At 65.8% G+C, this 15227-nt stretch carries 14 protein-coding genes; 11 read left to right on the forward strand and 3 right to left on the reverse strand.

Annotated elements, in window-relative coordinates; genetic code table 11:
* From Q0627_RS04025 to Q0627_RS04040, 4 genes are all read left to right on the forward strand, one after another.
* A partial coding sequence (locus tag Q0627_RS04025; protein WP_298807802.1) for a VWA domain-containing protein occupies nucleotides 1–1973 on the forward strand: 1973 nt, incomplete at its 5' end.
* A gap of 355 nt (nucleotides 1974–2328) precedes the next feature.
* Entirely contained in the window at nucleotides 2329–3498 is a 1170-nt protein-coding gene (locus Q0627_RS04030; RefSeq protein WP_291018426.1) for a phosphotransferase, read from the forward strand.
* Nucleotides 3499–3597: 99 nt separating this feature from the next.
* Nucleotides 3598–4200 (forward strand): Uma2 family endonuclease, encoded by a 603-nt coding sequence (locus tag Q0627_RS04035; protein WP_298807806.1) that lies wholly within the window; start codon nucleotides 3598–3600, stop codon nucleotides 4198–4200.
* A 20-nt stretch (nucleotides 4201–4220) separates the two neighbouring features.
* A complete protein-coding gene (locus Q0627_RS04040) occupies nucleotides 4221–4823 on the forward strand; it encodes a Uma2 family endonuclease (protein ID WP_298807808.1) in 603 nt (200 codons plus the stop codon).
* 6 nt (nucleotides 4824–4829) lie between these two features.
* Here the strand turns inward: Q0627_RS04040 and Q0627_RS04045 are convergent, their stop codons facing one another.
* Nucleotides 4830–5474: a hypothetical protein gene (locus Q0627_RS04045; protein ID WP_291011519.1), complete on the reverse strand. Its 645-nt coding sequence runs from the start codon at nucleotides 5472–5474 to the stop codon at nucleotides 4830–4832.
* A 95-nt stretch (nucleotides 5475–5569) separates the two neighbouring features.
* On the opposite strand from Q0627_RS04045, the gene Q0627_RS04050 reads away from it, so the two are divergent.
* Complete coding sequence (locus tag Q0627_RS04050; RefSeq protein WP_291011522.1) at nucleotides 5570–6283, forward strand: DUF1707 domain-containing protein; 714 nt, start codon at nucleotides 5570–5572, stop codon at nucleotides 6281–6283.
* Nucleotides 6284–6326: 43 nt separating this feature from the next.
* Here the strand turns inward: Q0627_RS04050 and Q0627_RS04055 are convergent, their stop codons facing one another.
* The gene (locus tag Q0627_RS04055; RefSeq protein ID WP_291011525.1) at nucleotides 6327–7271 is read right to left on the reverse strand and encodes an AEC family transporter; all 945 of its coding nucleotides are present in this window, start codon (nucleotides 7269–7271) and stop codon (nucleotides 6327–6329) included.
* 134 nt (nucleotides 7272–7405) lie between these two features.
* Between Q0627_RS04055 and Q0627_RS04060 the strand changes: the two genes are divergently transcribed.
* The 4 genes from Q0627_RS04060 (at nucleotide 7406) to Q0627_RS04075 (ending at nucleotide 11205) form a co-directional block, all read left to right on the forward strand.
* The gene (locus tag Q0627_RS04060) at nucleotides 7406–8125 is read left to right on the forward strand and encodes a DUF4190 domain-containing protein (RefSeq protein ID WP_291011528.1); all 720 of its coding nucleotides are present in this window, start codon (nucleotides 7406–7408) and stop codon (nucleotides 8123–8125) included.
* A gap of 189 nt (nucleotides 8126–8314) precedes the next feature.
* Complete coding sequence (gene rpmF, locus Q0627_RS04065) at nucleotides 8315–8488, forward strand: 50S ribosomal protein L32 (protein ID WP_005191264.1); 174 nt, start codon at nucleotides 8315–8317, stop codon at nucleotides 8486–8488.
* 186 nt (nucleotides 8489–8674) lie between these two features.
* Nucleotides 8675–10951 (forward strand): CocE/NonD family hydrolase, encoded by a 2277-nt coding sequence (locus tag Q0627_RS04070; RefSeq protein ID WP_298807818.1) that lies wholly within the window; start codon nucleotides 8675–8677, stop codon nucleotides 10949–10951.
* Between the two features lie 89 nt (nucleotides 10952–11040).
* Nucleotides 11041–11205 carry a hypothetical protein gene (locus Q0627_RS04075; protein ID WP_291011543.1) on the forward strand — a complete coding sequence of 55 codons (165 nt, stop codon included), beginning with the start codon at nucleotides 11041–11043 and terminating at the stop codon, nucleotides 11203–11205.
* A gap of 134 nt (nucleotides 11206–11339) precedes the next feature.
* On the opposite strand, the gene Q0627_RS04080 is transcribed toward Q0627_RS04075, so the two are convergent.
* On the reverse strand, nucleotides 11340–12113 hold the full coding sequence (locus Q0627_RS04080; RefSeq protein WP_291011546.1) for an SDR family oxidoreductase: 774 nt from the start codon (nucleotides 12111–12113) through the stop codon (nucleotides 11340–11342).
* Nucleotides 12114–12431: 318 nt separating this feature from the next.
* Here Q0627_RS04080 and Q0627_RS04085 point away from each other — a divergent pair, with 318 nt between their 5' ends.
* Both Q0627_RS04085 and Q0627_RS04090 read left to right on the forward strand, forming a co-directional pair.
* Nucleotides 12432–13379, forward strand: a complete 948-nt coding sequence (locus tag Q0627_RS04085) for a diiron oxygenase (protein WP_291011552.1) — start codon at nucleotides 12432–12434, stop codon at nucleotides 13377–13379.
* On the forward strand, nucleotides 13379–15040 hold the full coding sequence (locus Q0627_RS04090; RefSeq protein WP_298807821.1) for a 4Fe-4S binding protein: 1662 nt from the start codon (nucleotides 13379–13381) through the stop codon (nucleotides 15038–15040). Before Q0627_RS04085 ends, Q0627_RS04090 begins: the two co-directional genes overlap by 1 nt.
* Nucleotides 15041–15227 lie beyond the last annotated feature (187 nt).

Raw genomic sequence — 15227 nt, forward strand, 5'->3', positions numbered from 1 at the left:
GCTACCAGCGGTACACCGGCGGACCGGACCCGCTCGCCCCACCCGTCGACCTGCGGGAGGCGTTGCGGGAGATCGGCGATGACGTGATGGCCGGGTCGTCGCCGCAGCGTGCCCTGCGCGAGTACCTGCGGCGCGGTTCGCAGAACATGCGGGGCCTGGACAAGCTGCGTGAACAGATCAACCGGCGTCGCCAGGAACTGCTGCGCAACCGGAACCTCGACGGGACGTTCCAGGAGATCCGCGAACTCCTCGACCGCGCCGTCCTAGAGGAGCGCAAGCAACTCGCCCGCGACCTCGACGACGACGCCCGGTTCGCCGAAATGCAGATCGGCAACCTGCCGACGTCGACGGCGCAGGCCGTGGAGGAACTGTCGAACTACGACTGGCGCAGCGCCCAGGCCCGTGAGGACTTCGAGAAGATCAAGGACCTCCTCGGCCGCGAGTTGCTCGACCAGCGGTTCGCCGGGATGAAGCAGGCGATGGAAGGCGCCACCGATGCCGACCGCCAACGCATCAGCGACATGCTCACCGACCTCAACAAGCTCCTCGACGCCCACAACCGCGGCGAGGACACCGGCGAGCAGTTCAGTGAGTTCATGGACAAGCACGGCGACTTCTTTCCCGAAAACCCGCAGAACACAGAGGAACTCATCGATTTGCTGGCGCAACGCGCAGCGGCGGCGCAGCAGTTCTACAACTCGCTCACCCCCGAGCAACGCGCAGAACTCGACCAGCTCTCACAACAGGCGTTCGGCTCGCCCGAACTGATGAGTCAACTGGCGCAGATGGATTCGGCTCTGCGGCAGGCCCGGCCGGGTCTCGGCTGGGATGAGTCGAGCGATTTCTCCGGTGGCCAGGGGATGGGTCTCGGCGAAGGGGCCGCGGCGCTGCACGACATCGGCGAACTCGACGCCCTCAGTGAGCAACTGTCCCAACAGTATTCGGGTGCAGGTCTCGACGACATCGACCTCGAAGCGCTGATGCGGCAACTCGGCGAGGAGGCCGTCGTCGACGTGCGGCGCCTCGCCGAACTCGACAAGGCGCTGCGCGACGAAGGCTTCTTCGACCGCTCCGCCGACGGCGAATTCCGGTTGAGCCCCAAGGCGATGCGGCAACTGGGGCAGTCGATCTTCAAGGATGTGGCCGAGCAGATGTCCGGTCGCGGCGGCGAACGGCAAACCCGCAACAGTGGTCGTCTCGGTGAACCGACCGGCGCCTCACGCGAATGGCAGTTCGGCGACACCGACCCTTGGGATGTGACCCGCACCGTGTCCAACGCGGTGCTGCGAACGCTTTCCGAAAGCGGCGAACCGTCAATTGCGGTGCGCGACATCGCCGAGGGCGGAGTTCGCATCGATGTGCGCGACGTCGAGGTCTCGGAAACGGAATCACGCACCCAGGCTGCCGTGGTGCTGCTCGTCGATACCTCGTTCTCGATGGAAATGGAGGGCCGGTGGACGCCGATGAAACGGACCGCCATCGCACTCAATCACCTGGTGTCCACCCGATTCCGGTCCGATGAGCTGCATCTGATCGCGTTCGGCCGGCACGCCCGCACCATCGACATCGCCGAACTGACCGGCCTGCAACCACGTTGGGAGCAGGGCACCAACCTGCACCATGCGCTCCTGCTGGCGCAGCGTCATCTGCGGCGCTTCCCCAACGCGCAGCCGGTGGTCCTGGTGGTGACGGACGGTGAGCCGACCGCCCACCTCGACCCGTCGGGCGAGCCGTTCTTCTTTTACCCGCCGCACCCGCAGACTATCGCGCTCACGGTCCGCGAACTCGACCACATCTCCCGACTCGGTGCCCAGGTGACGTTCTTCCGACTCGGTGAGGATCTGGGTTTGGCGAGATTCATTGATCAGATCGCCCGCCGCATCGGCGGCCGCGTCGTGGCCCCTGACCTCGACGGTCTCGGTGCCGCCGTCGTCGGCGACTACCTCAACAGCCGCGCCCGCCGCCGCGGCTGACCCGGGGACCGGCACGCTACCGGGCGTCGTGAGGGGTGGCCGCGACAGTCGTCGGGATCAGTTGGGAGCCGCGACTCACCGGACCCTTCGAGACGCTCGCTCGTGCCTCGCATCGCCCTCAGGGATCAAGATGTGTGGTCATGCGCGAGGGGATACGTGTCGCTGGGCAACGGCGCGAAGTGTGTGGTCACGACGCGAGGGGACGTGTCTTGATCCCTGAGACTGATCAGTCGCGACCAGCCTTCTTGATCCCTGAGGCCGAAGCGACGTAGGAGCGAGGGTCTCGAAGGGTCCGGTGAGATGTCGGCATGGCCGGACCACCTCCTACCGTTGCTGCAACGGTAAGATGCCCAGGATGGTGGAGATAGCGGCAATCGTCGAGGTGGGACGCACCCTCAAGAACATTGCGCTCGGGGCGTCGCCGTGGGTGCCGGGGCAGCGGCACTACGGCATCGGTGGGTTCACGGCCGACGAACTGACCGCAGCGCTGGCGAGCGACATCCCCGGCGCCCGCATCGAGAGCGTCGACGTCATCGCGGGCGACGCGATGACCACCGACCACGCCCACCTTGTCCTCACCTGGAACGCCGACGGACGTGCGGCGCAGTTGCCCACCGCACTGTTCACCAAAGGCACGCCCGCCGGCGTGTCGACCAGAATCCTCAACTCGGCATTCGGCTTGTGCCAGAACGAGGTCCGCTTCTACAACGAGCTGTATCCGGCCGTCGCCGACATCACTCTCACCCCGTACGGTGCCCGGCTGCGCAGCGGCGGACGATTCGCAATAGCGCTCGCCACCCTCGAACCGAACGAGGCCACGTTCTTCGAACTCGGCAGCACCGTGCCGCTCGGTCACGCCGAAGCGGTCATCGATTCCCTCGCGAAACTCCATGCAGCGTACTGGAATTCACCGCGATTCGGCGGTGCTCTGAAATGGCTGACCCCGTACTCCCGCCAACCCGGCTGGCCCATCGGACAACGGGTGATGCCGCTGATCAATCGCACCTGGCTGCAACGCCGTGACGACGTCCCCACGGAGATCAAACAACTCACCACCCGATACCTCAAGAACCAGAACATCTTCGACACCGAACTCGAATCCATGTCGCCCACGTTCTGTCACGGAGATACCCACGCCGCCAACACCTTTACCCGCGCCGACGGCACCGCAGGCCTGTTCGACTGGCAGCAGGTGCACAAGGCCAATGGCATGCGCGATGTCACCTACTTCATCGGCTGGTCCCTGGAACCGGAGGCACGAGCGGCGTCGGAAAAGGACCTGATAGCTCGCTACCTCGGCGGCCTGCGCACCCACGGCGTCGACGACGTGCCTTCCCTCGCCGACGCCTTCGAACTGCATCGATGGCTGATGGTCATCGCCTGGAACGCCGCCTGGGCGCCGCTGGCGATGTACGGCGGCGACGACGAAACCCTGTGCACCGGGCTGTTGTCCCGCTTCACCGCCGCATTGCAGGACCTCGACACCGCGGAAGCCTTGCGCGGCATCCTCGATCGCCGGACGTAACCCCGGTCGCAACGTTCGCAGTTGAGGACGGTGGATCAGTTATCCACAGGCCCCGATATTCTCCCGTCGATCCCCACCGACCACGCCTAGACTGTCGTCATGACCGCCGCCCCGCATCCCGGCGACCAGCCGTTCGCCACGCGGCTCGTCTCGCTGCCGGTCCCGCCTCCGAGTGGGTTCACTACCGCCGACCTTCCACAACTGATGGAGATCATCGGTGGCCGATTCGAGCTGCGCGACGGTGACATCGTGATGATGGCGACGCCGACGCACTGGCACGACGAGGTGGCGCATTACCTCAGGTCGGCGCTACGGGGCGTCGCTCCACGGGAGTTCGTCGTCGCCAACGAGAAGGGCGTCGACCTCGGACACAGCAATCCTGAGCCCGACGTGCTGGCGGTGTCCCGAGAAGCTGTCGCTTCGGGCAGCTTCATCTTCGCGCCCACCGACGTCCACCTAGCCATCGAAGTCATGTCACCCGGCTCCAAGACCAAGGACCGCAAGCTGCGTCCGGCGCAGTATGCCGAGGCGGGTATCGCGTGCTTCTGGCGCGTGGAGAACGAGGACGACGCGATGGTGGTGTACACCTTCGAACTGCTCCCCGAAGGGGGCGCGTATGCACCGACCGGCGTGCACCGGCATCGGGTCGTCGTCGACAAACCATTTCCGATCGACATCGAACTACCACCGGTGACGTGGTGATTCTCCGGTAGCGTGAGGCCATGACCGCCGCCCCGCATCCCGAGGACCTGCCGTTCGCCACGCGGCTGGTGGCGTTGCCGGTCCCACCCGACGACGGCTTCACGGCCGATGACCTGCCCCGGCTGATGGAGACCATTGATGGTCCGTTCGAACTGCTCGACGGTGATGTCGTGATGATGGCTCCGGCCACGTTCTGGCATAACCAGGCGGTCGACATTCTCAATTCGGCTCTCGCCGGCCAGGCGCCGGCGTCAGTGGTGGTGGCCCGCGAGGCGGGGATCAGACTCGGTACCTCGGTGCCGATTCCGGACGTTCTCGCGCTTACCCGGGAAGCAGTGGCGGCGGACGCTGTCGCCGTCGATCCGCACGCGGTGCTGCTGGCCGTCGAGGTCTTATCGCCGCGGACCAAGACCAAGGACCGCAAGCTGCGTCCGGCGCAGTATGCCGAGGCGGGTATCGCGTGCTTCTGGCGCGTGGAGAACGAGGACGACGCGATGGTGGTGTACACCTTCGAACTGCTTCCCGAAGGCGGCGCGTATGCACCGACCGGCGTGCACCGGCACCGGGTCGTCGTCGACAAACCGTTTCCTATCGACGTCGAACTGCCACCCGTGACCTGGTGACCGGCGTCAGCGGTTCCAGTTGCCGGGCGGCTGATTGCCGGGATAGCCACCCGGGTAGCCGGGGCCCGGCTGCGGATAGTTCGGATACCCACCCTGCTGCGGATAGCTTTGGTAGCCGCCGGCCGGCGGGTACGTCGTCGGAGGCTTCTTTCGGCTCGCCCCGACAATCCACAGAATGCCTCCGACGACCATAAGAACCAGTCCGCCACCACCACCGAAAACCGCCAGCAGAATGCCGCCGACGCTCTGGAAGATGCCGGTCGCCGAAAGCTCGGGCGTCGCCACCGCGTAGCCGTCGCAGGCGATCGTGTACGACCCGGTCTTGGTGAAACCGACGCCCTGATAGGACCGGACCGAACGGCCGTCGTAGGTGAACGTGGTCTCGAGGCTCGATGTGACGTCCTTGGTGGCAGCAGGACCGGTGATCTGGCAGTTCGGTCGGTCGTAGTTGGTTCCGGAGCCTTGTCCGAACAGGAAGATCTCGTCGCCGGCGTCGAAATCTCTGGTCACAGAACCCTCGACGACGAACGCGTTCTCGGCCATGTCGGCGACCTTGCCGAAACCGGTCGCCGCGAAGAACACGCCGACCGCGACGGCCGCGAGCATGATCACGAGCCCGAGGACCGTGAACCACTTACCGACTTTTGCCATGCCGGAATAGTCCCATACCCGGCGGTCGAAGTCAGGGTGTATCTGGGGGTTTGTCCGGAGTCTGAATGGCCGCGCCCCGCACTAGGCTTGCCGCTATGACAATCTCGCCCGAGCCATCCGAGGGCCACACGTCAGGGCCCGACGCCACGCCCGGCCCGATTCCGTTGCGCAAGCCGGATCTCACCGCGGCCCACAACCTCGACCCGCGCGCACGATTGCGGGCCTCGGACGCCGATCGTGAACTGGTACAACAGATTCTGTCGGCGGCGCTGTCCAACGGCAGCCTGTCGCTGTCGGAGTTCGACGAACGGTCGTCGAAGGTCGTGGTGGCCAAGACATTCGGCGACCTCGACAACCTCACCGACGACCTTCCCGTGGCTCAGCTCGGTGTCCCGATCCCGCCATCGTCGGCGACCGGTTCGGCGTCCCGGCTCAGCTCCGGATCAGGCCGTCGCCTCGTACACAACGCGGTCGCGGTGATGTCGGGGTGGGAGATCGGCGGCAACGCGGCCGTCGGCGACAACCTGCAGGCGTTCGCCTTGATGGGCGGCATCGACATCGACCTGCGTGAGGTGGAGTTCACCGCGCCGCAGCTGACCATCCGCTGCGCCGCGATCATGGGCGGCATCGACATCACCGTTCCACCCGATGTGACCGTGGAGGTGAACGGATTGGCCGTGATGGGCGGTTTCGGCGGCAAAGCCGCAGGTCTGGGCCCTCCCGGCGCGCCGGTGGTCGTAGTGACAGGCCTGGCGCTGATGGGCGGCGTCGACGTCAAACGCAAGCCCCGCAAGAATCCGGAGAAATAGCCGCCGGCACCAGGGAGCCATGTCGCCGGAGAATCGCGGGCGGTCAGGCGAGGAGGAGGGCTATCACCGCGATCGTGGGGATGGAGCCGAGGGTGGTGATCAGGGCTGTGTCGCGTGCCAGGATCTGGCCGCGGCGGTAGCGGGTGGCGTAGACCAGGACGTTCTGGGCCGTCGGTAGGGCGGCGATAACCACCTGGGCGAACAACTGGTGGCCGGTTTCGCCGAAGCCGAACCGCGCCACCAGGTACGCCATCACCGGCATCACGACCAGCTTGAGCACACTTGCGACGGCGATGTCGCGGCGCGGGCTCTCACCCTTCTTGAACACGGCGACACCGGTCAGCGACAATCCGAACGCCAGCAGCGCCGCCGGCACCGACGCCGAGCCGAGCATCTCGAACGACTTCATGATCGCCTCGGGCGGCTGCCAGCCGATCAGCGAAATGACCAGACCGGAGACGCCGCCGAGTACGATCGGATTGGTCATCGGGGTCACCACCGCATCGCGCAGCGTGTTGCGCCAGCCGTCACCGGACTGCCTGTCGAGCGCCGTGAGGTCGAGTGCGGTCAGCGCGATCGGCGAGTAGATGAGGATCTGGAACAGTAGCAGCGGGGCGATGAACGACGCGTCGTCGAGCACGAAGATCGCGATGGGCAGCCCGAGGTTGACGCTGTTCACATACGACGACGACAATGCGCCGATGGTCAGTTCGGGAATCGGCCGGCGCAGCCACAGCCCCACGATGAGCAGATAGGCCACACCGATGGCCGACGCACAGCCTCCGGCGATCACCAGGGTGGAGGAGAACACCACCGACAGATCCGACGTGACCAGCGAATGCAGCAGCAACGCCGGTGTGCACACGAAGAACACCAGTCGCGACAGCACCTCGTGGGCGTGTTCGCCGAGAGTGTTGGTGCGCCCGAGCAGATACCCGGCACCGACCACGATGAAGATGACGGTGAAACCGGAAATCACGCCAGACATTTGAATGATTCTAGTGAGCACACCCGGTGTGACCGGTGCCTCGCAGGTGTATCCGGCTACTCTGGGCGGCACGAGTGCCGGTTTCCGGGACACCCGGTGGCCCGGCGGCCCGATCGCGATGGAGGCGACGTCCAATGTCCTACCCGAACGGAACTCCCGACCCCTCGCAGGGACCGGACCTGACCAAACGTGACGATGCGGCATCGGCCGGGTCCGGCGGCGCCCCGCAGGGATGGTCGCAGGTTCCGGCGGCCGGTGACGGGAACAGCGCACAGTACGCACCCACTCAGTTCGGCGTCCCCCAGATCGGCGTCCCCCAGGCAGACGTTCCGACGCAGTTCGGATCGCCGACGCCGACGCCGTCACCGGAGAATCCGTACGGCAACCCCGCTGCTGCTCCCGGCGTACCCGGGGCCGGTCAATACGGTGCCGGTCAATACGGGGCCGGCCAAGCAGGCCAGTACGGTGCCGGTCAGAACACGGCGGGTCAGTATGGCGCCGGGCAGTATGCGGCCGCGCCCTACAGTGCGGGCCAGTACGGGGCCACCCCATATGGGGCCGCCGGGTACGGGGTCTCGCCGTATCCGATCGCGCCGACGAACAACAGCAAAGCAATCGGTGCGCTGGCCTGCGGAGTCGTCGGAATCTTGGGGATATGGGTCTGCTTTGTCGGCCTGCCCGTCGGCATCGTCGCGGTGATCCTCGGCCCGATGGCCAAGCGCGAGATCGCGGCGTCGGGTGGAACCCAGACCGGTGAGGGCATGGCGACCGCGGGTATCGTGCTCGGCTGGATTGCGACTGCGCTGACCATCGCCTTCCTGGTGTTCGCGGGCGTCATCGGCGTGTTCGGCTGACACGTGCCAGTCGGTCCGGGGACGATCGTTTTGGAGCTTTACGGTCATCGGCGGTAGTCTGGTCGGGTTGTGTGTCGCGCCCTCCGGGGGTGCTGCGCGCAGATCGGCCGGTCGTCCTACAAGCTTCGATGCGCATGACAGGCGGTCGCGCGAAGACTTGTAGTACAGACAGAAAAGAAGGGTTCAACCATGGCTGTTCCGAAGCGCCGGATGTCGCGGGCCAACTCCCGTAGCCGTCGTTCGCAGTGGAAGGCGGACAATCCCGCACTCCAGGAAGTGAAGGTGAACGGCGTTCCGCAGCGCCTGCCGCGTCGCCTCGTCAAGGCCGTGCAGGCCGGGATCCTCGACCTCGACCGTCGCTGATCACTTCCCGTCGCCGGGCCGGCGACAACCTCTGAATATCGCGATCACCGCCCCGGACATCGTCTCGGGCGGTGATCGCGGTTCGCGTCCCGCCGAGCCGAAAGCGGCGGAACCGGTTAACGTCGACACCGTTGTCGTTTAGTGTCGCGCTGTATGAGGTGCCTTGAGGGTCCCGTCAGTGTCCGGGTGACACGCCGAACGCCGGTGATCCCGCTCGTCGTGTCTGTGCTGACCGTCGTTCTTGTCACCGTGGCGCTTCTCGATGCGCCGCGTGCGTCGGCGTCGGTCCGGGTCGGGACGGGCGCGGGCAGCGTCACACAGGCTTATCTTGTCGACGCCCAGCCGGGCGCGCCGGTGCGGCTGATCGGACCGGCGGGCGCGGTCATGGGTACCGGCCGTGTCGATCGGCTCGGTTCATTCCTCATCCGCGACCTGACACCCGGGCCCGGATACCGGTTCGAGGTGTCGGGCCGGGCCGGCAACACGTTCGCGGTCCGCGCGCAGCAGCCGCCGGACAAGGCACTCTACCGAAGTCAGCGGTTCGGGGCCGGCTACCACTACGTGCGGATGCGCGACGGAATCGAGCTGGCGGTCATGGTGCGGCTGCCTGTGGGCAAGACGATGGCCGACGGCCCGTTCCCCACGGTCATCGAGTATTCGGGATATCAGGCCGCGGCGCCCGGCGACGTCGTGGTGGGCGCGATCGGCAAACAGTTGAAGAAACCGGATCCGCTGGCACCGGTGCCGGGGGTGATCCTCGGTGGGGCGATCGGTCCGGCTGCCGGGTTCGCCACGGTCATCGTGCAGATGCGGGGCAGTGGCTGTTCCGGTGGCGCGTTCGACCTGTTCGATTATCCGACGATCTACGACGGCTACGACATCGTCGAAACCGTGGCCGCCCAGCCGTGGGTGGCCGGCCACCGGGTCGGGCTGGTGGGCATCTCGTTCTCGGGGATCTCGCAGCTCGCGGTGGCGGGGACCCGTCCGCCGAGCCTCGCGGCGATCGCGCCGATGTCGATCACCTACGACCTGTATTCGACCGGTTTTCCCGGTGGGATCTTCAATACCGGTTTCGCCAATTCGTGGATCACCGAACGGCAGAAGGAGGCCCGGCCGGCGCCCACTGGTGGGCAGCCATACGCCAGGGAACTGGTGCGACGCGGAGACGCCCGGTGCCTGGCCAATCAGCGGTTGCGTCTGCAAACCCAGGACCTGCGCCGGCTGATCGAGCAGAATCCCACGCGCACAACGTCATTGCTCGAGCACCGGTCGCCGTCGTACTGGGCGTCGAAGATCGCTGTTCCGGTGTTGCTGACGGGGACATTGCAAGATGAACAGGTGGGACCGCAGTGGACTTCGATCATCGGTGAGTTCGACAAGAATCGCCGGGTGTGGGTCAAGATGGTCAACGGTCCGCACTTCGACAGTGTGGCACCGCAACTGCTCAGTTCCTGGTATGAGTTCCTGAATATCTTTGTGGCAAAACGGGTACCGAGATTCAATCCGGCGCTGGTGGCGCTGGCGCCGGCCGTGTACGGGGGGAGTACCTCCACGCCCGGCGCCGTTGTCGAGACCGACCGGCTCGCCGGTGCCCGCGATCTCGGCGACGCGCGACGCCGGTTCGCCGACGGTCCACGCGTGCAGGTGTGGTTCGACAGTGGATCCGGTTCGGCTGTGCCCGGCAATCTTTCGGCACGCTGGCAGCGTGGGTTCGCGTCGTGGCCGCCCGCGTCGGTAGGGTCGGGGACCCGGCTGGCACTGGCCGCCGGCGGTGAACTGACAGGCCGGTCGACGCCGTCGGCGACGGTGTCGTTCCGTCCCGACCCGGCGTCGAGACCGGCGGGAACGCTGAACGTGGTGGGTTCTTCGCAGGTGCCGTGGCGGGGGCTGCCACCGTACCGATGGTTTCCGGTGCCGGGGCATTCGGGAGTCGGATTCGTTTCCACGGCAACCGATCACGATGTGATGGTGGTCGGTCCGGCGAGTCTGGATCTGCGGCTGTCGTCGTCGGCACGCGATACCGATCTGCAGGCCACGCTCAGCGAGGTGCGGCCCGACGGCAGGGAAACCTATGTGACCACCGGGCATTTGCGGGCGTCTTTCCGGGATGTCACATTGTCGTCGACAATGCTTGAGCCGCAGCGTGATTGGCTGAACCCTCGGCCGCTACAGCCGGGATTCCAGGACGTGCGGATCGCCCTGAGGTCGGTCGCGCACGTGTTTCGGAAGGGCTCACGCATCCGGGTCACCATCACCGCCCCCGGCGGCGACATGACATCGTGGCGGTTCGACACCCCCGCCACCGGTGGTCGGGTCATCGATACCCTCGCGCTCGGCGTGGGCGGATCTTCGCTTGTGCTGCCGGTGGTTCCGGGGCAGCGCGCCGGTGCGCCGCTGCCCGCGTGCGACGGTCAGCGCGGGCGTCCCTGCCGCACCTACCGCCCGGCGTTCAACGGCGGCTGAGACGCAACTGGTTGGGAGCCGCATCTCACCGGACCCTTCGAGACGCGTCGGCTCGCAAGCTCGCGCGACGCCCTCAGGGATCAAGAAGTATGGTCGCGACCAGTCGTCTTGGTGGTGGTGCAGTGGTCGTGACCAGTCGTCTTGTTGTTGTTGGGGTAGTGGTGTCCGGTCATCTTGTTGGTGGTGGGGTGGTGGTGGTGTCCGGTCATCTTGTTGGTGGTGCAGCAGTCGCGACCATTCTTCTTGATCCCTGAGGCCGATGCGACGAAGGAGCGAGGGTCTCGAAGGGTCCGGTGACACGCACACCTGACGCAACCACTCCGGAAACAGACCAAACAACAATGTCCGCAACACCTTTCGGTGCTACGGACATCGTCGAAACAAGAACTCAGCTCTGCGCGAGGTACTTGTTGATGGTGCGCGAGACGAAGTTGGGGACGAACTTGGCGGCGTTGGCCAGTACGGTGGTCTGTAGGCCGACGGTGTACGAGGTGCGGTGCAGCAGCTTGTCCTGGGTGGTGGGGTGGACCGACTCCCACACCTTGTCGGCGACCTGCTCGGGGGTGATCCGGACGCCGAGGGTCTTGGTGGACTTGGCGTCGTTCGCGGCCAGCGCGGTCTTGGCCCACAGCGGCCAGATGGCGACGGCGCGGATGTCGTCGTTCTCCCATTCGAGCTCGAGTGCCTCGGTGAGGCCGGCGACGAAGAACTTGGTGGCGCTGTAGACCGCGATCTCGGGCTGGCCGTAGATGGCCGATGCCGAGGCGATGTTCACCAGATGTGCGCCGGGGGTGCGCTTGAGGTAGGGGTGGGCGACCTGTGCGCCGAGCGCGACACCGAGGGCGTCGATCTCGATCTGGCGGCGGACGGCGTCGGCGGAGATGTCGACGAGCAGGCCGGCGACGAGGATGCCGGCGTTGTTGTCGAGGACGTCGAGGGTGCCTCCGGTGTGGGAGGTGAACTCCTCGAGGGCCTGGGCCCACTGCTTCTCGTCGCGCACGTCGAGGGTGCCGGTGATCCACTCGGGGTGGTTGGCCTTGACCTTGGCGAGGCCGTCGGCGTCGACGTCGTACACGCCGACGGTCCAGCCTTCGCGGGAGAACCGCTCGGCCGTCGCCAGACCGATTCCGGCCGCGCCGCCGGTGATGAAGATTGAGGGCATTGTTACTCCTGAGATGGATACGCAGGTGTTGACCTGCGGTGATTGTCCCGTTGGGGATGTGCGCCGATGGGATGTGACCAGCAACTTACTGGCCAGTATAGAACCACTGAACTCCGCCCCGGGCCACCATTTGTGATTCGCCTCACTGTGAGGCGAATAACTGGCGAGTCTCTCAGTGTCGGTTGAGCAGGAACCGTGCCCGGGATCTTCTCGGGTGAACATGTTCCTGCTACGTTGACAACGACTGTTGATATGACACTGATCATTGATATGATGCAAGTCATAGTTCATATGGAGGGACACACGATGACTATCGCGATGGAACGCGACTTCGGCGGCACCGACGCCGCCGACCTGGGAACTCCCGACAACGTCGTCAGCATGCGCGATGAGGGCGCCAATGAGGTCTCCAAGCGCCTGTTGGCCTCGGCTGCCCGGCTCTCGCGCAACGCGATGACCGAGATCGACTGGTCGGCACCTCTGGACCCCACCAAGTACGGTTGCAGCCCCGAATGGTCGTCGCTGTACGGTACCGGCTACTGGGATGAGCTCACCGAGGAGCAGCGCATCTCGGTGACTCGGCACGAGTTCTCGTCCATCATGTGTATCGGCATCTGGTTCGAGATGATTCTGCAGGAAATGGTCATCCGCGATCAGTACCTCGGTGCCTATCACAGCCCCGAATTCCAGTTCGCGCTCACCGAGATCGCTGATGAATGCCGCCACACCATCATGTTCGCCAAGGCGTCGGAAAAGCTTGTCGGGAACTCCTACAAGCCGCGCCCGCTGATCGGATTCGCCGGCAAGTTCTTCAAGGCCACCGCCAAGAACGAGGTCGCCTACGCCGGTATCCTCGTCGCCGAAGAGGTTCTCGACGTATTCCAGCGAGGCTGCATGCGCGACGAGCGTGTCCTGCCGCTCATCCGCACCGTCAACGAGATCCACGTCCTCGAAGAGTCGCGACACATGAAGTTCGCCCGCGAGGAGGTGCGTGACTCTGTCAAGGGAATCAGCAAGGGCCGCCGTCAGTTCAGCGCCCTCTACATCGCGCTGGGCGCGTACTTCATCGTCACCAGCCTCGTGCAGCGGCAGGCCTTCGCCGACGCCGGCCTCGACGCCGACCGCGCGATGAAGGAGATGAAGAGCAATTCTCACTTCCAGTCGATGATCCGCAGCAGCTGTGCACATCTCATGGAATTCCTCGACGAGGTCGGCCTGCTCACCAAGCCTGCGATGTACTGGTACCGGAAAGCGAATATGCTCTGATGTTTGTTATCACCCAGTCGTGCTGCAGTGACGCGGCATGTGTCTCCGTGTGCCCGGTGAACTGTATTCATCCGACCCCGGAGGAACGCGGTTTCGGCACCTCGGACATTTTGCACATCGATCCGCAGGCGTGCATCGACTGCGGTGCGTGCGCCGATGCCTGCCCGGTGAACGCCATTTACCCGGCCGACAAACTCGGCACCAGGGACAGGGTATTCATCGACATCAACGCCGACTATTACAAGAGCCACCCCGACATCCAGTCCGGATACGCACCCACCGGCGCCGAACTGCCCGGCATGGCGCCGTTTCCCGAGGTGGTGGCCGCCACCGACGACGACTGGCCTGGCATCACCTACCCGGACCTCCCGAAACTCCCCGCGGACCTGCGGATCGCGCTGGTCGGGACGGGGCCGTCGGGCGGTTATGCGCTGCGCACGTTGATCGACCGGACGGAGGCGCAGGTCACCGTCATCGACCGGCTGCCCACTCCCGGTGGTCTGGTGCGTGCCGGTGTGGCCCCGGACCATCCCGGCACGAAGGGTGTCCTGCACAGCTTCGACCTGCTCTACCGTGACCCTCGTGTCACCATGGCCACCAACGTCGGCGTGGGCGCCGGGCCGGACGAGATCACCCCGGCCGAGCTGGCCGAACACTTCGACGCGGTGTTCTACGCGGTCGGCGCGAGCGAATCGCGGCGCCTCGGGATTCCGGGTGAGGATCTGCCCGGCTCGACGTCGGCGACAGAGCTGGTGGCCTGGTACAACGCGGCCCCCGGAGCCGACTCGGGACCGCCGATCCGCCGCGGCGGCGATGAGCGGGCCACCGGCCGCGCGGTGATCGTCGGCACCGGAAACGTCGCGCTCGATGTGGCGCGCATCCTGGTGTCGCCGCCCGAACTGCTGGCCACCACCGACATCGCCGACCGCGCGCTGGCGATCCTGCGCGAACAGAACGTGCACGAGGTGGTACTGCTGGGCCGTCGCGGCCAGGATTCGGCCGCGTACACCGCACCGGAGTATCGGGCGCTGGCGGCCATCCCCGGCGTCGATGTCGAGGTCTTCGACAACGCCGACGGACAGGTACCGGACTTGTCGTTGCCGGCGGACCCGTCGCGCAGGCGCATCGTGTTCCTGTTCCATTCCGCGCCCGAAGAGATCATCGGCGACAGCCGCGTCGACGCCGTCGCGATCCGCAGCGGCGGCACCAGTCACAAGGTGGCCACCGATCTGGTGGTGCGCTCCATCGGCTACCGCTCCACCCCGATACCCGGGCTCGCCTTCGATGACGAACGTGGTGTGATCAGCAACGACGACGGCCGGTTACTCGACGAGTCCGGTCGGGTCATCCCGGGCGGATACGTGGTCGGCTGGGCCAAACGCGGTCCCAACGGCGGTATCGGCGCCAACAAGATGTGCGCGATCGCGACCGTGGAGGACTTCATCGCCGACGCCGCCTCTGGCAAGCTGATCCGCACTCGCAAGGCCCCCAAGGCGTTCGGTTCGCTGGTCCGCAAACGCGTCCGGAATGTCATCGGCTACCGCGGTATACGAGCCATCGACCGTCTCGAACGTCGTCGCGGCGCCGCGCAGGGGCGTCCGCGCGTCAAGTTCACCCAGCTCGCCGACATGGTCGGCGCCGCCGGTCGTTGCCGTCGCTGATGGCTCTGTTCGAGGTGATGCCGTCAGGTGTCGAAAGGTCACCGGACCCTTCGTGACCCTCGCTCCTTCGTCGCTTCGGCCTCAGGGATCAAGGTGTGTGGTCGCGCTGGGGGCGCATCCTTGTCGCTTCGGCTTCAGGGGTCAAGGTGTGTGGTCGCGATTGTTGTGGGGGATGCGTCTTGACTCC

The sequence above is a fragment of the uncultured Gordonia sp. genome (assembly GCF_937858515.1).
Classification (GTDB): Bacteria; Actinomycetota; Actinomycetes; order Mycobacteriales; family Mycobacteriaceae; genus Gordonia.